The sequence below is a fragment of the Nonomuraea sp. NPDC048901 genome, assembly GCF_040649695.1.
Lineage (GTDB): Bacteria > Actinomycetota > Actinomycetes > Streptosporangiales > Streptosporangiaceae > Nonomuraea.
Map to the genome: position 1 here is coordinate 69386 of NZ_JBEZFW010000006.1, position 18788 is coordinate 88173.

Annotated in this window: 18 protein-coding genes; 8 read left to right on the plus strand and 10 right to left on the minus strand. The window is 69.8% G+C overall.

The window, feature by feature from the left end; all coding sequences use genetic code 11:
- Positions 1-141: 141 nt before the first annotated feature.
- Entirely contained in the window at positions 142-1122 is a 981-nt protein-coding gene (locus AB0C30_RS21555; protein WP_357946535.1) for an alpha/beta hydrolase, read from the plus strand.
- A gap of 54 nt (positions 1123-1176) precedes the next feature.
- Here the strand turns inward: AB0C30_RS21555 and AB0C30_RS21560 are convergent, their stop codons facing one another.
- Both AB0C30_RS21560 and AB0C30_RS21565 read right to left on the minus strand, forming a co-directional pair.
- Positions 1177-2421, minus strand: coding sequence for a MucR family transcriptional regulator (locus AB0C30_RS21560; protein WP_357946538.1), 1245 nt, complete (start codon positions 2419-2421; stop codon positions 1177-1179).
- 19 nt (positions 2422-2440) lie between these two features.
- Positions 2441-3487: a helix-turn-helix domain-containing protein gene (locus AB0C30_RS21565; RefSeq protein WP_357946539.1), complete on the minus strand. Its 1047-nt coding sequence runs from the start codon at positions 3485-3487 to the stop codon at positions 2441-2443.
- A 66-nt stretch (positions 3488-3553) separates the two neighbouring features.
- Here AB0C30_RS21565 and AB0C30_RS21570 point away from each other — a divergent pair, with 66 nt between their 5' ends.
- The 5 genes from AB0C30_RS21570 (at position 3554) to AB0C30_RS21590 (ending at position 8360) form a co-directional block, all read left to right on the plus strand.
- Complete coding sequence (locus AB0C30_RS21570) at positions 3554-4663, plus strand: acyl-CoA dehydrogenase family protein (protein ID WP_357946541.1); 1110 nt, start codon at positions 3554-3556, stop codon at positions 4661-4663.
- 55 nt (positions 4664-4718) lie between these two features.
- Entirely contained in the window at positions 4719-5684 is a 966-nt protein-coding gene (locus AB0C30_RS21575) for an acyl-CoA dehydrogenase family protein (RefSeq protein WP_357946543.1), read from the plus strand.
- The gene (locus AB0C30_RS21580) at positions 5681-6514 is read left to right on the plus strand and encodes a TIGR03619 family F420-dependent LLM class oxidoreductase (RefSeq protein ID WP_357946546.1); all 834 of its coding nucleotides are present in this window, start codon (positions 5681-5683) and stop codon (positions 6512-6514) included. The genes AB0C30_RS21575 and AB0C30_RS21580 overlap by 4 nt, the downstream gene beginning before the upstream one ends.
- A 65-nt stretch (positions 6515-6579) precedes the next feature.
- Positions 6580-7590: a hypothetical protein gene (locus AB0C30_RS21585; RefSeq protein ID WP_357946549.1), complete on the plus strand. Its 1011-nt coding sequence runs from the start codon at positions 6580-6582 to the stop codon at positions 7588-7590.
- Positions 7591-7814: 224 nt separating this feature from the next.
- Positions 7815-8360, plus strand: a complete 546-nt coding sequence (locus AB0C30_RS21590; protein WP_357946551.1) for a hypothetical protein — start codon at positions 7815-7817, stop codon at positions 8358-8360.
- 97 nt (positions 8361-8457) lie between these two features.
- Here the strand turns inward: AB0C30_RS21590 and AB0C30_RS21595 are convergent, their stop codons facing one another.
- From AB0C30_RS21595 to AB0C30_RS21615, 5 genes are all read right to left on the minus strand, one after another.
- A complete protein-coding gene (locus tag AB0C30_RS21595) occupies positions 8458-8901 on the minus strand; it encodes a hypothetical protein (protein WP_357946554.1) in 444 nt (147 codons plus the stop codon).
- Between the two features lie 213 nt (positions 8902-9114).
- Positions 9115-9957: a helix-turn-helix transcriptional regulator gene (locus AB0C30_RS21600; RefSeq protein WP_357946556.1), complete on the minus strand. Its 843-nt coding sequence runs from the start codon at positions 9955-9957 to the stop codon at positions 9115-9117.
- A complete protein-coding gene (locus AB0C30_RS21605) occupies positions 9932-10480 on the minus strand; it encodes a DUF6879 family protein (RefSeq protein WP_357946559.1) in 549 nt (182 codons plus the stop codon). The genes AB0C30_RS21600 and AB0C30_RS21605 overlap by 26 nt, the downstream gene beginning before the upstream one ends.
- Positions 10477-10680: a hypothetical protein gene (locus AB0C30_RS21610; RefSeq protein WP_357946562.1), complete on the minus strand. Its 204-nt coding sequence runs from the start codon at positions 10678-10680 to the stop codon at positions 10477-10479. Before AB0C30_RS21610 ends, AB0C30_RS21605 begins: the two co-directional genes overlap by 4 nt.
- A 228-nt stretch (positions 10681-10908) precedes the next feature.
- Positions 10909-11847, minus strand: a complete 939-nt coding sequence (locus AB0C30_RS21615) for a hypothetical protein (RefSeq protein ID WP_357946565.1) — start codon at positions 11845-11847, stop codon at positions 10909-10911.
- Between the two features lie 110 nt (positions 11848-11957).
- Between AB0C30_RS21615 and AB0C30_RS21620 the strand changes: the two genes are divergently transcribed.
- The gene (locus AB0C30_RS21620) at positions 11958-13031 is read left to right on the plus strand and encodes a helix-turn-helix transcriptional regulator (protein ID WP_357946568.1); all 1074 of its coding nucleotides are present in this window, start codon (positions 11958-11960) and stop codon (positions 13029-13031) included.
- A 19-nt stretch (positions 13032-13050) separates the two neighbouring features.
- Here the strand turns inward: AB0C30_RS21620 and AB0C30_RS21625 are convergent, their stop codons facing one another.
- Positions 13051-15000, minus strand: coding sequence for a CHAP domain-containing protein (locus AB0C30_RS21625; RefSeq protein WP_357946571.1), 1950 nt, complete (start codon positions 14998-15000; stop codon positions 13051-13053).
- A 287-nt stretch (positions 15001-15287) separates the two neighbouring features.
- On the opposite strand from AB0C30_RS21625, the gene AB0C30_RS21630 reads away from it, so the two are divergent.
- Entirely contained in the window at positions 15288-15938 is a 651-nt protein-coding gene (locus AB0C30_RS21630; protein ID WP_357946574.1) for a PaaI family thioesterase, read from the plus strand.
- Here the strand turns inward: AB0C30_RS21630 and AB0C30_RS21635 are convergent.
- Entirely contained in the window at positions 15932-16681 is a 750-nt protein-coding gene (locus AB0C30_RS21635; protein ID WP_357946577.1) for a glucose 1-dehydrogenase, read from the minus strand. The two genes, AB0C30_RS21630 and AB0C30_RS21635, sit on opposite strands and share 7 nt — an antisense overlap.
- Positions 16668-18785 (minus strand): acetate--CoA ligase family protein, encoded by a 2118-nt coding sequence (locus AB0C30_RS21640; RefSeq protein ID WP_357946579.1) that lies wholly within the window; start codon positions 18783-18785, stop codon positions 16668-16670. Before AB0C30_RS21640 ends, AB0C30_RS21635 begins: the two co-directional genes overlap by 14 nt.
- Positions 18786-18788 lie beyond the last annotated feature (3 nt).

Genomic DNA, 18788 nt, shown 5'->3' on the forward strand with positions numbered 1-18788 from the left:
CCGGCCGAACGGGTCGTGGAGCTGCTGAGCCGACCGGTTGGCGGGCAGAGGAGGGGGAAACGCCGCCGCTTGGCGGTTGTCCCCCTGTCGCCGCCCTTCCATCATCGAGACGTACGGTGAGATCTCGTGGAGGGAAGCTACATGGCACTTCATCCCAATCTCGACCCGGAGCTGAGGGCGGCGCTCGACCAGTTGGTCATGCCGTCGACGGATCTCAGCGACCCGGCGCTCGATCTCAGCGGGCACCGGGCGCAGATCAACGCCATGCTCGCGGCCGCCCCCAGACCGGACACCGAGGTCGTCATCGAGGACCGGTACGTGCCGGGGCCCGAAGGCGCGCCCGACATACGGCTGCGGATCTACCGGAAGCCGGGGACGGACACCGGCCGGCCCGGCCTGTACTGGATCCACGGCGGCGGCATGATCGTCGGCACGCCGGACATGGACGACCTCATGATGATCGGGTTCGCCGAGCAGCTCGGCGTCGTGATCGTCTCCGTGGACTACCGGCTCGCGCCCGACCACCCGCACCCGGCGCCGGTCGAGGACTGCTACGCCGGACTGGTGTGGACCGCCAAGAACACCGGCGACCTCGGCATCGACCCGGCCCGGCTGGCTGTGGGCGGGGCGAGCGCGGGTGGCGGGCTCGCCGGGGCCACCGTGTTGCTGGCCCGCGACCGGGGCGGCCCTGACATCTCGTTCCAGCTGCTGGTCTGCCCGATGCTCGACGACCGCAACATCACGCCGTCCAGCCACGAGTTCGCGGAGGCGGTGGTCTGGAACCGGGCCGCGAACCTGTTCGGATGGAAGGCCCTGCTCGGTGACAAGGCGGGGACCGAGGATGTCTCTCCCTATGCCGCGCCGGCACGGGCCACGGACCTGTCGGGGCTGCCGCCGACGTTCGTGGACGTGGGCGAGCTGGAGGTGTTCAGGGACGAGTGCATCGACTATGTGCAGCGGTTGGTCCAGGCCGGGGTTTCGACGGAGTTCCACCTCTACCCGGGTGCCTTCCATGGGTCTGACGGGCTGATCCCGGACACGGAGTTGAGCAGGCGGGCGCGGGCGGCTCGGCTGGCGGCGCTCCAGCGGGCGTACCGGCAGGACGGCTCGCAGGGTGGCTGATCGCGGCGTGGCGTTCCGTTAGGACGGCTCGCGGCGCGGCTGAGCGCTGGGCGGTTACGGAGTCGAGGTCGGGCGTCGGTGGAGTTTCAGGTCGGGGGGCAGGCCGTGGCGGGCACGGTAGTCCGCCGCGCCGATCTGGTGCTTGGCCACGGCGTGCGCGGCCAGGCCGCGGGTCCACGTACCGCACTCCAGGCACACGAGCTGGCCGTCTCGTTCGGGTTGCCGGCCGTACGGCACCGCGGCCAGCTCGGCCGCCGACAGCGGTGGATGGGGGCGCGGCGTCCGGGGCACGAAGCCGACCGGCCGCGCCCCCCTCGGTGGGGTGAAGCCGTGCCGGTGGCGCAGCTCACGGGTCTTGCGCTGGGTGACGCCCAGCAGTTCGGCCAGGTCGGTGCCGTTCCAGTCGGCGGTGGCGGTGAGCAGGTCGGTGAGCGAGGCGTACCCGAGCTCACGGGCCCGTGTCTCATGCGGGTCGATTCCGTGCCGTGCCAGGTAGTCGGCCATCTTGACGCCGTGCATCACCGACACGTGCTGGACCAGGGTCTTGAACCAGCGCCCGCACTCCAGGCACAGCAGGTGACCGTTGCGGGTGGGCTGCGTGCCGTGCGGCACGGCCGCGAGCTCGTCGGCCGGGATCGCCGGGAGCAGCGCCGGATTTTTCACGACATAGTCCTTGGCCCAGCGGCCGGGCGCCTCGAATCCCAGCCGCCGTCGCAGCTTGTAGACCCGGCCCTTCGAGATGCCCAGCATGGAGGCGATCTCCTGGTTGGTCAGCTCCGGGTGGCGGGTGAAGAGCCGCTCGATGCTGACGTACCCCGCTGCCCGGCACCGCTCGGCGATCTCGGCCGCGAGCTTGGCCTTGCGCGCCGCGGTCCCCAGATGGCCGTACTTGACCACGGTTCCGCCGGTGCGCCGCGCGGCCCGTACGCCCGCGCGGCTCAAAGAGTCCCGCCCGGCCGCCTTCGACAGCTCGGCCAGCTCTTCCCGGGAGCGTTTGGGGCGCAGCTGGGCCCGGAACTCCGGGTCGGTGTCCCACTTGGCGCGCTGCGCCTGCCTGCGGACCGCCTTGACCGGGGTGGAGTGCAGGCCGAAGCCGCGCGGCAGCTCATGGACGCGCCGGTAGTCATCGGCTGACATGTCGTGTTTCGCCACGACATGCTGGCCGAGCTGCTTGAACCACAGGCCGCATTCCAGGCAGAGGAGCTTGCCTTCGGACTCCGGTTGCACGCCCGGTGGGACGTCGGTGGGCTTGCCGGGCGGGATCCAGTGTCCTGGCCGGCCGTTCTGGTTCTCGGTCACCCGGTCCCACTCCTGAAGATCATCCTGTTTCGCCGTTGGCGCGCAGCCGTACAAGAGCCAGGGCCAGGTGGGCGCGGAGGCGCCCGGCGGAGTCGGCGAGGGAGAAGCCCAGGGCCGACTCCGCCCGTGCGATCCGTACGGCCATCGAGCTGTGGTGCAGGTGCAGGACGGTGGCGGCCCGGCGTACCGAGCCCTCGGCGCAGAGCGCCCGCACGGCCGTGCGGCCCTCGTCGCCGAGCCGCTCCATCGACCGCACGTCGGCCAGCTCGGCGATCGCCGCGTCCGGCACGTCGGCGTAGAGGGCCAGCGCGCCCAGCTCGGTCCAGCGCACCACGCGGTCCTGCGGACCGGTGAAGCGCAGCGCTGTACGCGCGCCCGCCCATGACTCGGCCACCCGCGAACCGGGCAGCTCGGGACCGATGCCGACCCGGGCCGAGTCGGGCAGGCGTGGCAGCGCGGAGGCCACCAGCACCGCCTCCGTGTCGCCGATCCGGGCCGCGCGTACGTGGTGCCCCATCGTGCGCAGGCCGGGCACCAGGGCGAAGCCCTCGTCCGCGGGGACCGCGATGGCCAGCGCCTGCAGCGGCGTCGCGGGATCGAACCCCAGCAGCCGCAGCGCCCGCGCCCGCTCGGCCTCGCCGGTCTCCGCCGACAGCGCCAGCTCCACCAGCGCCGGGTCCCTGCCCTCCCGGGCCAGCGCGACGGCGCGTTCCAGCGTGACCTCCGCCGCGGCCGCGAACCGTTCGAGGACGATCTCGTCCAGCCCGTGCGGGGTGCCCTCGCGCTCCATCCAGACCGTGCCGAGACCGGCGGCCAGTTCCCTGACCGTGCCGGGCTGGTCAATGTGGTCGATGTGGTCGACCTGACCGCCGGGGTGCCTGCGGGTGGCCCTGCCGGTGGCGGCGTCGAGCAGGCCCACGGGGCACTGGGTCAGGTGGGCGGTCGCCGAGAGCAGCACCGGGACGCTCACGTGGTCGCGTACCAGCGAGTCGAAATAGGCGATGACGCGCACGGCGCTCTCCGCGTCGGTGTCCAGAGTCGACAGGCGGAGCAGCAGTCCTTGCACCGCTTCAGCGTATGTCCGAACACCGCTATCTGGCGACGCGACCAAGCGTGCGCTAGGTTGGTCTTCGTGGATCTCGACTTCTCCGCGGCCGAGCAGGAATTCCGTGCCGAGGTTCGCGACTGGCTGGCCCGGCACGTACCCGATGGGCTGCCGTCGATGGACACTCCCGAGGGTTTCGAGGCGCATCGCGCGTGGGAGGCGCTGCTCGCCTCCGCCCGGCTGTCCGCCGTCTCCTGGCCGGAGGAGTACGGCGGGCGGAACGCCTCTCTCATCGAGTGGCTGATCTTCGAGGAGGAGTACTGGGCCGCGGGCGCCCCCGGCCGGGTCACCCAGAACGGGATCTTCCTGCTGGCCCCGACCCTGATGGCGTACGGCACGGAGGAACAGCGACGGCGCTGGCTCCCTGGGATGGCCAGGGCCGACGAGGTCTGGGCGCAGGCGTGGTCCGAGCCGGAGGCGGGCAGCGACCTGGCCGCGCTGAAATCCCGGGCGACTCGGGTGGAGGGTGGTTGGCGGCTGTACGGGCAGAAGACGTGGAGCTCCCGCGCCGCCTACGCCTCGCATGGGTTCGGCCTCTTTCGTACCTCGGAGGAGGGTCGGCATCGGGGGCTGACGTACTTCCTGTTCCCGCTCGATGCCGAAGAGGTGACGGTCCGGCCGATCGCGCAGCTCGACGGGCTGCCGGGGTTCGCCGAGCTGTTCTTCGACGGGGTCTTCGTGCCTGACTCGATGGTGCTCGGCGCGCCAGGCGAGGGCTGGCGGATCGCGATGGCCACCACGTCGTCCGAACGCGGTCTGGCCCTGCGCAGCCCCGGCCGCTTCCTGGCCACCGCCGACCGGCTCGTCCACCTGGCCCGTGACGCGGGTCCCGAACTCGCCGACCGGGCAGTCCGGTGCTGGACCGATGCCGAGGCGTACCGCCTGCACACCTTCGCCACCGCCCGCAGGCTCATGTCGGGTGCCGAGATCGGGTCCGCGTCCAGCATGGGCAAGGTCTTCTGGTCCGAGCTGGACCTGCGGATGCACACCCTGGCCATGGAGCTGCTCGGCGAGCGGGCGGGGGAGACGCCGTGGCTCGACGGGTTCCTGTTCGCGCTGGCGGGGCCCATCTACGCGGGCACGAACGAGATCCAGCGCAACATCATCGCCGAACGAGTCCTGGGGCTGCCCCGATGAACTCCAGCCCGACGCACTCTGGCTCCACGAACTCTGATCGACGAACGGCGGCTCCATGAACTTCGCCTTCACCGACGAGCAACTGGCCCTGGGAGCGACCGTACGGGATGTGCTGCGCGCCCACTGCCCACCCGCCGCGCTGCGCTCCGAACGCCGCCCGGCCTGGGAGCAGCTGGCCGAAATCGGGTTCTTCGGGCTGCTCCTGGCGCCGGACGCCGACGGGCTCGGGCTCAGGCTGGTGGACGCGCTGCCCGCGCTGGAGGAGACCGGTCGGGCCTGCCTGCCGGGACCGGTCGTGGAGACCGCCGTGGCGGCGCCGTACCTGCTGGAGGACATTCCCAAGCTCGCTTCCGGATCGGTCTGCGTGAGTGTGCTGCTGCCCGGCCAGGCGTACGCCCCTGACGCCGACCTGGCCGACCTGCTCGTGGTCGCGCGCGCCGACGGCCTGCACCTGGTCACCAAGGAGTCCGCACGGCTGGCGCCCCGGCCCGGTGCCGACCCGTGCCGGAGGCTGTTCCACGTCGCCTTCGACGACTCCGTACTGCTGGACCGCTCGTACGTCCCCGCCCTGCGCCGGGCCACCGTGGCGACGGCGGCGCAGCTCATCGGGGTGGGCAGGCAACTGCTGACGGCCGCCGTGGCGCATGCCCAGGTCAGGACCCAGTTCGGGGCGGCCATCGGGTCGTTCCAGGCGGTCAAGCACCAGTTGTCCGACGTGGCCATCGCACTGGACTTCGCCGCCCCCCTCGTGCACCGCGCGGCGCTGTCGGTGGACGAGCCGGTGGTGCCGAGCGTGGACCGGGACGTCAGTGCCGCCAAGGCCGCGGCGGGTGAGGCGGCCGCGCTGGCGGCCCGGGTGGCGCTGCAGGTGCACGGCGCGATCGGCTACACCGACGAGCTGGACCTGCGGTTCTGGCTGGCGCGGGCGTGGTCGCTGTCGGCCGCGTACGGGGGCTCCGCCGTACACCGGGCCCGTGTGCGAGAGTTGGTGATCGGCGGCGATCTGAGGCGGTACCCGTGAGGTACGGCGTCCCCCTCGGCCTCATCCACCCGGCCGCCTGGAAGGACGTGGCGGTGGCCGCCGACGAGCTGGGCTTCGAGTCCGTGTGGCTGCCCGAGCACCTCGTCTTCAGCACCGACCTGTCACTGGCCCTCTACCCGGGCACCTCGGAGCCGGGCATCAAGCCGGGCACGCCGCTGTTCGACGCGCCCGCGTACCTGTGCTGGCTGGCCGCGCTGACCTCCCGGATCAGGCTCGGCACGGCCGTACACCTCTTCGCGCTGCGCCACCCGTTCGTGGCGGCCCGCGCCTTCGCCACGCTCGACGTGGTGTCGTCGGGGCGGGCGATCTGCGGGGTGGGGGCAGGCTGGTACCAGGGGGAGTGGGATGCGGCCGGGATTCCGTTCGCCTCGCGCGGGGCCCGGCTGGACGAGGCGATCGAGGTGGCCAGGCGGCTGTGGAGTGAGCCAGTGGTCACGCATTCGGGGCGGTTCTACTCCTTTCCCGAGGTGGCGTTCGAGCCCAAGCCCGTACAGCACCGGCTGCCGATCCTGTGCGGCGGCGAGTCGCCGGCCGCCCTGCGCCGGGCGGCGACACTGTGTGACGGCTGGATCAGCATGCCGCACACGCTGGAGTCGATCAGGCCGCAGCTGTCCCGGCTGGCGGCGCTGCGGGGGGAGCGGCGTTGCTCGGTGACGGCGCACGCGTATTCGCTGGCGTCGCCGGAGGAGGTGGCGGACTGGGCGGAGCTGGGGGTGGACCGGCTGATCGTCCGTCCGTGGAAACGCAGCCGCGACGCCGTCTCCAGCCTGGCCACGTTCGCGAGCGAGTACGGCGTCACGTCGCGTTAGCCGTGCTCGTCTCAGGGCGTAAGGAACCGATCATGTCGCGTGGCGTCTAACCGAACATGATCGCCATGAATCCACGAGTGCGGGCGGCCACGGCGCTGATGTGGTCGATACTCCCGTTCGGAGCCATCGTCACGGCCCTGAACATCGCCGTCTGCGCCAGCGTGGAAGCGGTCGCCAGAAAGGCCCTGGCCCAGAGCCGGGACTACCTCGACTACGGCATGACCCACTTCGACACCGTCGCGTGGGGCAGAACGCAAGGGATCGCGGTCTTCTTTGTCCTGGCCGCGCTCGCCATCGGGGCTATCGCCTGGCTGATTCGGCGACAGCGGCGATTCAACCTCGTTGCTCTGCTCGTGGGGCCGTTGAGCCTGACCTATGTGTTCTGGGTGTGGAACATCCACATGAGCAACCCCGTTGCCGACGACGTCCTGTGGAAGATCCAGGAACTCGCCCCCGCCCTTCCCCTCACCAGCGACACGTTGCTCCCCGGCTGGTACCAGCCCACCCTGACCGTGACACTCCTGGCGGCGGCCGCCGCCCAGCTGTCGGCTCTGGCGCTGCTGATCTGGTCGCGGGCGCTGAGACGGATTCCGGCGGAGGGCGGTCTGTGGCGCGGCAAGGTTCTGGCGCTCATCGGGCCCGCGTGCGCGGCGGCGTATGCGGCGATCAACTTCGCCGGCATTTGGCTGGCCGACCTGTCAGTAGGGCCAGGTGATGGCACCGACTCGACGATCGCGGCCGCGTGGATATGGACCTCGGGGATAGCGCTCGTGTTCGGTGTCCTCGGCACGGTCCTGGCCGCCATCGACCTCTCGCTCCTGCGCGGCCGGGCCAAGGCATACAAAACGCTGCTTTCGCTATCCGTCGCGCTGACTTTGCTCTACTGCCTGATCCTCCTGCTGGCCTGGCAGTACGACCTGTCGGAACCGATGGACGAAACAACCGGCTTCACTGACTACCGGCCCTGGTGGCGTACCCCAGGGGTGATCACGGTCGCGGTGGTGGCCGCGATGGCCCAGCTCGACGTCCTACGGCTCATCGTCAGATCACGGATCACCGGAAAGAGCCTTCACTGACGCCAGGCAACGAGCGGATTTAGGATCACGCCGTATGGCACCGCAGCGTGAACGCGCCGTACCAGGCGACGCACTATGACAAGGTCGGTCGAAGGTTGCCGCGCCTGATCGTGGCGACGGAGCTGGGCAGCCGTTACTCACCCGCAGGTGCGTAACGGGCCTATCAGAAGCATTTCTGCTGTTGTAGCCAAGCACGCCAACGCACCCGATTGGATGAGACAACCATGACCGGCGAGATCCACAACGCAGGTGATGAAACCCAGGCATACGGCAACGCCACTCCTCAGGGCGAAGGAGGCCTGACAGTCTCAAATGAGGCGATGCTCGCCTACGGCTACGACCTAGGCGGCACTGGTGAATGGAAGGTTCGTGAGGCTTTCGAGGACGAAGACGGCTGGCTGATCCTCGATTGGTTCGGTCCCGAAGACGAGGAGAATGGCCACTTTGCCGAAGCCGCCATGGAGCAAATGCTGACCATGGTCGGGTTCACCGAGACGTGGGATACAGAAGCATATTGGGATCGCGCGCATGAGGCGCCAAAGCGTCTCAGTGTGGAAATCGTGCCCCACGGATCTAACGATGAACCGATGTACGTCCTCGCGACCCAGGTAATCCCAGCCCACCAAGACGGCCTCAAGGACGTTGCTGGTCTGCTGGCGGTTGAGCCATGGTGGGATGAAAGGTTGCGAACGGTGCTGTCTGGGCTCGGGCTGACGCCTACACAGCGGGAGGCGCGCTGGTTGCGTGTTCAACGTAGACACGTTTCGTAACTACTCCGCTTTCACTTCCTGGCCAACGCTGCCGTCAGTTGGCTCGCCACTTCCGGATGGGGGTCCTGGGGCTTCGGCTCGTGCTGCGTCCCCACAGTTAGCTCAGCCAGTCCCAGCCGAGCATGCCGCTCACGATGATCACGACATGCGGGCACGCGTCCAGCGCCTCGGGGATGCACCGCATGCATGTCGGTGGCTTGCTGAGGCGGCCGGTCGTGGCGTGCGTCTTCTCGTGGAAAACCCAGGACAGGCGCCCTGTGCCGGGGTCCAGCGCGGGACCTTCGCACACCTGGCATAGCCGGTGCAGCATGCATGCCCGCTGCCGGAGTGTGTGCATCTCCTGGTAGTTGACCTTTCCACGCCGATCGCACTTCTGCCGGGCCCACAGTACGGACAGGTTCCAATCGTCTGCCCTGGGGTCGCTGTAGGACAGCCGCCGCCCGCTCAGCGCCCACACGTCGTGGATGACGGCCAGGTCGAGCGCGACGGTCTCGACCTCGTAGGCGACGACGTACGGCACCCGGGCGGCAACCGTGGTCATACCGCCTCCCACGCGTCGGCCGGCGTTGCCCGTCGGCAGACCTGCTCGTGTTGTCAACGCCGGATCTGCCGGGCGGTCGCGTGGGGATGCGGACCCGTGACTGTCCATGCCCAGGACGCTACGACTTCGGAGTACGCACTCTGAAGCATTGTGCTCCAAGATGCTTCGCTATTCAGAAGGTGGGGCGCGGCGCGCAGCTTGGTGCATCAGCCTTCACTGGTGAGGCTCCAGCCCGTCGGCAACGTTCTCGATCAGGGCGCGGGCTTCCCGGCCGTAGATCGCCACGTCGGCCAGGCGGGCGAAGGTGCGCAGATACGTGCCGACTTCGGGGGCCTGGGTGATAGTGAGCGCCGCGGTGATGGTCTCGACCGACACCCACCGATCATCGAAGATCCAAAACCCGTGCACGGGGGCGACCGGGAAGGCCGCTGTGAAGGGAATAACGCCGAATCGCACAGTGCGCAGCGTGGACGCAACGGCCAGTTTGTCGAGTTGGCCGGCCAAGACCTCGGGTGGGCACAGCTGCAGCCGAAGCACGGATTCGGTGATGACGAAGTGGAAGCGGCGGCCTGGCGCGTAGAGGATCTGCTGGCGCGCCATCCTGGCGGCGACCGACTCATCAAGGTCATCGTGGGCACCGTCGGAGGTGATCGCCTCCTGGAGGCGGTAACGGGCGTACTCGGGTGTCTGGAGCAGGCCAGGTACGAAGCAGGACTCGAAATTGCGGACGATGGCGGCTTCTGCCTCGGCTTCGGCGAATGTCTGCTGTTGGGCTGCCATGCCACGCCGGAACATGCGGCGGAACTCGACGTACTGGCCTTCAAGGGAGCGCAGCGCGGCGATCAGCTCGGGAGTCTGCTCGGGGACGTGGCAGGTCGCCGCCCACGCCTCCAGGTCGGCGTCCGAGGGCGTCTGCTTTCCCCCCTCGATCTTGTAGATCTTCGTGCGGTGCCAGCCGTGAGCCTCGGCGAGCTGCCGGCCGGTCAGGCGAGCGTCTCGCCGCAGCTCACGTAGGCGGATGCCGAGAGCTTCACGGGCCCTCTCGTAGGTGGACATTCTGCTTGGTGTACTCCTGCCACGGGATGGCGTACTGCTGGGCCACGTCCCGGTAGTAGCAGTGCTTCACGACTACAGCGGGATCGGTGACAAGGTCGGCGCCCAGGAGAACGTCATCGTTCCCGAATCTCAGGATGAGCAGCGTAGTGGAGTCGATCAACCAGAAGTCGTGGTCCGGCAAGTCGAGCCGAGCCGCCCGCGGACGAGACAGATATCGGATGTCCTCGCCCGCTTGGATGTTGAAGCGGGCGAGGGCCAGGCCGAAGCGGGTGTAGTCCGAGTGCGGCTCCGATACGACGCGAACCCGCTCCATGCGCTCGCCGGCCGAGAGCCGGGGTGCCAGTTCGGCGATCCAGTCGTCCATGTAGGACTCATCGATCTCTCCGCTGTCGAGGAAGCGATGGATGATGGGTTCCTCTTCGGGCTCGCTGTAGTTCTCGCGGGTTTCGAGCCGGAACGCGGTGTGCTGGAAGGCGTGCAGGGTCTCGACCCACTCGGATCGCGTCAGGAACCTTCCGCTCACTCCCGCGGTCCTCGCGCGAGCTTCAGGACCTCCGGCGGGACCTCGACATAGAATTCGTCGTCGCGTACGTCGACGAGGTCAGCTATCGCTTCTGGATCATTCAGGAGCTTGCCCTGGACGACGTAGGTGCCACGGTCGGTCTCGTAGAGAGCCGGGCAGCCGGTCTTACCGCTGGACGTGCCGAGGAGTCTGAGCCTCACGATCGCGCCTCTCGGGAGAATCGAATCCGAATGCACTTGATGCCAATGATGCGGAGAAGCGCGTCAAGGTGCGCGTGAGGTAGGTGGGTATAACCCCCTGGTTCCCATCCGGGCACACCGGGTTCATCGACATCAGGAGCGTCCGCGCGGTGGCGGCCTCTTCGGGAGTCTGGCTTGCGGGGCCAATTGCGGGCGGCGGCGGCAGGAGTTCCGCCGCCGCTCGCTCGGTCAGTCGCAGCGGACCGTCGACACGGAATATGTTCCGTTCGCACCGGTCACCGTGACGGTCGTGGTGTAGCAGACAACCTCGCTGGCGAGGCTCTTGAGCTTCATCCAGAAGTCGGAATCACTGTTCCCGCCCCACGGAATGGCTTCGACGCCTCCGGGATATGAGGTCCAGCCGCCGCCACCCCCGTTGGGGACAGGGACATAGCGCGGCATGTCCCTTGGGTCGCACACCGCGCCCTGAGACATCAGCCTCATGCCCTTCTTGGCGCGGTTGCCGACCTGCTTCGCCCATTTCGAGTTCTGCATTTGTATCGAGGCGGCGAGGAAGTTGCCGGACTTCACGGCATTGATCACTCCCGTGAACTGCCCGAAGCGTGTGGGGCCGAGGTTGTACATCATGTCGATCAGTACGACCTGCCTGGCCGACGACAGTGCGTTGAAGTTGTCGATCACCCGGCCGACGTTCGCGACGGCGGCCCGGTAGTCGCCCTTGAACAGGGTGATGATCTGCAGCGGGGTCAGGTCCTGGGTTCCGGCACGCACCGCGGCGTAGTTGGCGCCGACGGCCGTCAGCAGGGCTTGCGCGTCGGAGCGGTCGAGGTTGAAGCCCACACCCACCGTGGGGTGCGGGGGGACGGCGCTGTCCATGTAGACATGCGTGTCTCCGTACAGTCCGTTTCGGCTCTCGTTCTCCGCTACGTACGCCTCCATCTGCTCGGGCGTCAGCTGCGGCTCCTGGCTCGGATCCTGGTCGGGATCGTCCGGTATACCGCCGGGGCCGCTGCCGCCGGGGCCGCCACCGGTGCTGGTGGAGCAGGGACCATCGGCGAAGGCGGGGGCCGCGGCGACCGTGATCGTGGTGAGGGTGGAGAGGAGGAGGGAGGTGGTGGCGAGTACGGTCGCGAGGAGTTTTCGGCGCGGAACTCTGCGAGGGGTCATGAGACCTCCTGGTCCGGGCGGGGGGTGACCAGCTCATGATCACAGCGCGGTGGAGTTCGTGAATATCCCAGAAGTCTGGGATATTCCGGGCGTCCGGTTAGGCTGCCGCCGTGATCTCGCGCAGGGCAGTGGAGCGCCAGGTGATCTCCGATCTACGGGACCTGGCCGGGGCGGAATTGACCGCGGCGCAGGTGTTCCGGCAGGCCGATCCGGTGCTGCGGGACGCGCTCGGATTCGACGCCGTGTGCTGGCATACGACCGATCCCGCGACGGGCCTGGTCAACTCGGTGCTCACCGAGGACCTGAGGCTGGACGATTTCCACCAGGCGGTACAGCTGGAGATCTGGGGCGATGACACCGCGCGGTTTCCCGAGATCCGGCTCAGCGGCCGTGGCGCCGACACCCTCAGCCGCGCCACCGGCGGGGTCCTGCGGCGCAGCCTGCGCTTCCGGGAGCAGATCGGGCCGGCGGGCTTCGGCGACGAGCTCCGCGCCGTGTTCGACGCCGGAGGCGGGATGTGGGGCTGCGCGGCGTTCATGCGCGCTCCTGACCGGGGTCCGTACCGGCCCGGTGAGCTGGCGCTGGCCCAGCGCGCGGCCCGGTACCTGGGTGTCGCCCTGCAGCGCGGCCAACTGCTGCGGTCGCCTGCTCCGCCGGCGCCGATGCCGCCCGCCGTGGTGCTGTTGGGGCCGGACAATCACCTGGTCAGCGCCGATGAGCGGGCCGAGCGGTTGCTGGGCGAGTTCACCGATGACTCGGCCTCGATCTTCACCGTGCCGACGTCGTTCGTCATGGTGGCCGAGCAGGCCAGGGGAGCGGTGGCCGGCGGCCGTACTCCTCCTCCGCTTCGGGTACGTGGCCGCGACGGCACCTGGTTCGTGCTGCACGCCTCACTGATGGGCGGCAAGGCGGATGGTGCCTCGGCGGTGGTGATCGCCCCGGCCTCGGCCGCCGACATCATGCCGGTGGTGTTCGCCTCGTACGGACTCACCCCCCGCGAGCGCGAGGTCGCCGTGCGCGTCGTCCAGGGCCGAGCTACCGAGGACATCGCGCAGGCCCTGTGCACCACGGCCCTGACCGTGCAGGACCATCTCAAATCGATCTTCACCAAGGCGGGTGTCCGTAGCCGGCGCGAGTTCGTCGCTCAGCTTCTCACGGCCCATCCCCCGGAAGTGTGGACCTGACGGGCATTTCCGGGGGCCGTCAGGCGCGGTGGCGGCCCCTGCGGGAGCCCGGCTTGCGGGGTGCCGGCGCCTCGACGACGGTGCCGCCTTGCGTGTGTGCGGCCGTCTGCAGCCGGTCGTCCCCGGTACGCCTGGCCGCCCAAAGGAGGTCGTTCGCCGCGCGCTCGTCGTCGCCTCCCACAGCCAGGGAGGTGGGTGCCAAGCTCTCGTGGCTTCGGTGGCGGCGGCCATGGAGGGTGGGGTCGAAAGGCTCGGTGCCGAACAGCTCGAGATGAGATGGGGCGGCCAGCGGAGAGCGGTGGCGACGGCCGTGGGGTGAGGAGTCCTGGGTGAACCCCTCGGTGGGATGAGGGGCGGGGGAGCGGTGGCGTCGGCCGCGCAGCGGGCCCTCGGACGTGAAGGGAGCCGGTTCCTCGATCGGGTGCCCGCTGCGGCGGCGACGGCCGTAGTAGCCGCCCGTCTGAGAGCCGTGCGTCTCGCCCGGGGCGGGCCAGGGCTCGGTCGCCCTAGTGTACGGCGTGCGCCCGCCGGGGTGCTGCGACGCGGCACTGACGCGTCGTGCGGTGGCGCTGGAACGAGCCCCGGAGCGGGTCCCGAGATGGTGTGGGGTGGCGGCACGGCGGGTGGAAGGGGTGAAAGCGTCGAACGCCGGCGTCGTCTCCCGAACAGGGGAGAAGGCGTCGAATGCCGTCGTCGCCTCTGGGATGGGGACCGAGGCGAGGGACAACAACGCGGCGATCGGCTCGGTCGGCTCCAGGTGGACCGCTGCCGGCACCGAAAGCTCGGCCGGGACGGTCGATCCCACCAGCTCCAGGCGGGTCGTCGCTGGGATGGTGACGTCGGTGGACGGCGTGGTGAGGTCAATGGACGTGCTGGCGCCCACCAGCGCGTCCGTGGACGTACCGGCGCCTACCAGCACAGGGGCCGCGTCGGTGCGGGGCTTGCGGCGGTGGCGGTGGCGGGTGGCCGGGCCCGTGGAGCGTGCGGCCGGGGCGGCGACAGCGGCCGCGCGGACCGGGCGTACGCGCAGCTGCCGGGTCTTGGCGACGGCGAGGACCGCGAGGGCGGCCACCAGCGCGGAGCCGATCAGCGCGGGAGACGAGAGAGTGGGCACCGGTGCGCTGGACGACGCGTCGACGATGGTGGGAAGGGGCGCGGGGTTGCTGGTGACCGCGTTGGTGTCGGCGGTGGCCGGCTTGGCGTGCTTGCCCTTCTTGGGCGCCTGCTCGGCGGCCTTCGTGGTGGCCGCGGGCGATGACTTGCGGGTGGCCGTGGGCGCCGGGGAGGCGGCCTGCTGGGGAGTGTCCGCGCCCGTGGCCTGCTTGGGGCGGGCGACCAGCGGGGCACCTCCCTGGCCGATGCGGGGGATCATGTCGACGAGCGGGGTGCCGTCGGGGAGCTGGAGCTTGCCCACGTCGGTCGCGGAGGTGGACGTCTGCTCGGTCGCCCGGTGCTGCGCGTCCCACTCGCCCTCGACCTGGTTCTTGGCGGCCTCGTTCTCCAGGCGGGTCTTGATCTTCTCCGGGTAGCCGTAGCCGACGACCTTGCTGGTGTCACGTTCCTTGCGCTTGGCGACGCCGCCGTCGATGTTGCCCTCGATCGTGAAGATCTTGTCGCCCTCGACCTTGGTCACCAGGCCGACGTGGTCGATGGCGTCGATGTCGTTCGAGCCGCTCCAGTCGTAGAAGACCAAGGCGCCGGGCTTGGGCTGGTGGCCCCAGGCACCCTGCTCCTTGAACCACTCAGCGTGCTGCACGGTCCACGCGAACTGGCCGATCCAGTCCTGGTAGCCGAGCTTGTGAGCGGCCCACGACAGGTACATGTCACACCAAGGGGCGGAGGTGTAGTCGGCGTCGAACTCGACGTTCTTGCCGTACCAGTGGCCGAACTTGGTGTACTCGTCGGCCTTCTCGGAGTAGCCGAGCTGGCTCTCGAGCAGGTCGATGTACTTCTTCATCTCAGGCGTCATTGACGTGCGAGGGAACCTTCCGGGCAAGACCGGGTTTACCCACACAGCCCTGGGTAGAGGGACAGATGTGGCAAAACCGGCGGCCTGTCGTCTTCCGTGCTGAAGGAGGCTACCGTGACGTAAGGGCAGGTCAGGTACGGGTCAACGGAGCTCCAAGAGGTCATGCGACCCTAAACCGCAGGTCAAAAGCTTGCCAGAAATGTCCCAAAGAAGACTGGTTGATAGTAAAAGATCTACCTTTGGGTGTCTAGAACATGTTTTGGTAGAACCTGTTCTAAGATGCGGCCATGACGATCGACGTCGCCGCCGGCGAGTCCCGCACCGCCGCCCTGTGCGCCCTGGCGCAGCAGACCAGAGAACTGATGGACGCGGTGATAGGCACTGGCGTTGAGGAGGACGAGCTGGTGGCCGTGGCCGCCGAGCTCACCGCCCTGACCGAACGGCTCGAAGCGACCGTCCGCGAGTCTCCGCGGCCCTACGACATCGCGCCGGACGGCACCGTACGCCACCTGGGCAACGCCGCCATCGGCGCCGCGAACCCGTTCGCCGTGCCGCTGGTCGTGGAGCGGCTGGCGAGTGGCGGGGTACGGGCGGAGGTGTCGTTCCGGCCGCTGCACGAGGGGCCGCCCGGCGCCGTGCACGGCGGGATCACCGCGATGGCCCTCGACCACCTGCTGGGGCAGGCGGTGGCCGTCGCCGGGCTGGCGGGCATGACGGGCACGCTGACCATCCGCTACCGGGCGCCCGTGCCGTACGACCGGCCGGTGGTCGTGACGGCGGAGCACACGCGTACGGAGGGGCGCAAGGCGTGGGCGGACGCCCGCGTGGCGCTGCCGGACGGCACGCTGCTGGCCGAGGCGACAGGCATCTTCATCACCCCGACCGCCTGGCTGAACGGCCCCCCGATACCGACGGCCCCCGACAGCGCTGGTCAGTAGCCCGCGCCGGTCAGCAGGCCGCCGTCCACCGTGAACTCGCTGCCGGTGCAGTAGCTGGACCGGTCCGAGGCCAGGAACGCCACCACGTGCGACACCTCCACCGGCTTGGCGAAGCGCTTGATGACCATGCTGCGGAGGAACGCGTCCGCGTCCACCTCGCTCATGATCTCGGGATCCATGGCCATCGAGGTGTTGATCGCCCCGGGGTGTACCGAGTTGACGCGGATCTTGTAGCGGGCCAGCTCGCGGGCGGCCGACTTGGTGACGCCCCGGATGGCGAACTTCGAGGCCGCGTACGCCGACAACCCCTCGGCGCCGACGAAGCCCTCGATCGAGGAGATGTTCACGATCGAGCCGCGCCCGGCGGCCCGCATCGGCGTGATGGCGGACTTGACGCCGAGCCAGGTGCCCCTGAGGTTCACGTTGATCACGCGATCGAAATCTTCGATCGTCATATCGCTGATACGCCGAAATTTCAGGATCCCGGCGTTGTTGACCAGGATGTCTAACCTGTCGTGCAGATCCGTCACGGTCGCGATCGCGCGGTCCCAGTCCTCTGGGGCGGTGACGTCGTGATGGACGAAGGTCGCGCCCGTCTCCTCAGCCAGCGCCTTGCCCTCTTCATCCAGTACGTCACCGAACACCACGCGCGCCCCCTCCGCCAGGAACAGCCGCACATGCGCCTCGCCCATGCCGCGCGCCCCGCCGGTGATCAGTGCCACCTTGCCGTCAAGCAGTCCCATTGCGACCTCCCGCCGCGACGGCCACCGCGGCCGCCTCCATAGTTCGGTAGACGGGGATCCCGGCCGCCGCCACGATCGCCCTGACCTCGTCCTCGACACCGGCAGGCGCGCACTCGCCGTTCCTGGTGACCAGGGTGACCCTGGTCCCCGGGAGGGCGTCCTGCGCGGCCGCCAGCGCCCGCGCGTACTCGAACAGCGGCTCGGCCCGCGTCCCATAGGTGAAGAAGCTCTGTACGTTCACGTGCGCCACCACATCCGGGTACGACCGGTGCCGCACGATCGCCTCGACGGCCCGCTGGACCAGGTCCGGCCCGCTCCGAGGGCCGACGGGCACCTCCAGCGGGTTGGCCAGCGAGGACCCGGCCCCCAGCCCCAGCCCGCGCAACTCCCCGAGCGCCGAGTCCGGCAGCGGCCCGAGCGGCACCCCGGCCCGGTCGAAGGCGTCGGCGGCCAGCACACTCGCCCCACCACTCGGCCCGATCACCAGCGCTCCACCACGCGACTCCCCGCTCCGAGAGTCCGGATCTGCCATCCGGGCGCCGTGTGCCTGGAAGAAGGCGAGGACGCCGATCAGGTCGTCCTGGGAGGTCACCAGCGTCGCCCCGGTCTGGTCGGCGAGCGCCTGCCAGATCCGCCCATCGCTCACCAGCCCGCCGGTGTGCGAGGCCGCGGCCCGTTGCCCTTGCACGCTGCGCCCACCGACCAGCAGCACCACGGGCACCGGAGCGGCCGCCAGCGCCTCGTACAGCGCCCGCCCGTCACGCGGGTCCTCCAGATAGAGCCCGACGGCCCGCGTCTCGGCGTCGGCCGACAGCCAGCGGAGCAGCTCGGCCGGGGTGACGTCGGCCGCGTTCCCCACGGTGACCACCCGGCTGAAGGCCAGCCCACGACGCTCGCCGACCTTGATCACCTCTCCGGCCAGCCCGCCGCTCTGCGAGATCAGCGCGACCGTCCCCGCCGGGCCCATCCCCCCGCCGACGAACGTCTGCCGCCCGCGCGGGCAGTACACGCCCATGCAGTTGGGGCCGAGCAGCCGCGTGCCCGCCGCCCGCGCCGCGGCGACGAGCTCCCGCTCCAGTTCCGGCCGTCCCGCCTCGCCGAAGCCGCCGCTCATGACCTGCACGTACGGCACGCCGGACGCCTCACGTACGACCTGGGCACACCGCTCCGCGGGCACCGCCACCAGCGCGTAGTCCACGTCCGCCGCGGCCAGGGACGGCACGGCGGGCACGCCGCCCACCTCCCGCGCCTCGGGGTGCACCGCGACCAGGGGGATGCCGGCGGCCTTGTAGAACTCGAGGAACATGTTCCCGAAGTTCGGCCGCGTGGTGGAGGCCCCGACCACGGCCACCGCCCTGGGCTCGAAGAGCGGCCCGAAGTCCGCGGGCTCGGAGCGCGGTCCGACGTCCGTGGGTTCGGAGTGCGCCCCAAGGCCCGCGGGCTCGCCGAGCACGTCGTCCTGATCGCCGTTCGAGGCGTGACCCGCCGGGAGATACCGCGCGTCCACCGCCACGACGCCCGATTCGGTAGCGATCACCGGATTGATCTCGAACTCGCCCAGTTCCAGCCGCTCCCACAGCCCGCCAGACCCGCCGACCGTCATGAGCAGCTTCACCACCGCGTCCACGTCCACCCCTGGACGCCCGCGCAACCCGTACAGCACCGGAGACCCGCGCAGCGAGCCCAGCATCCGCCGCGCGTCCCCCTCCGAGATCGGGCAGAGGCCCAGCGCCGTGTCCCGCAGCGTCTCGGTCCACACCCCGCCCAGCCCGGCGAGCAGGACGGGCCCGAAGCCCGGATCGTGGACCAGCCCGACGATCAGCTCAACCCCGCCGGCCGCCTGCTCTTCGACCAGAAACCCCTCGGCCGCCACACCCGAGGCCAGCATCCTGGCGGCTTCGATCGGGACGTCGGCCCGGCTCAGCCCGAGCACCACGGCCCCGGCGTCGGACTTGTGCACGATCTCGGGCCCGTACGCCTTCAGCACCAGCGGCTCGCGCAACTCCGCGACCGGGGCGAAGTCCATGTCGCGCACCACCACGCCTCGCGGCACCGGTACCCCGGCCGCGCGCAGCAGTTCCTTGGCCTCGTGTTCCGCGACCACGGC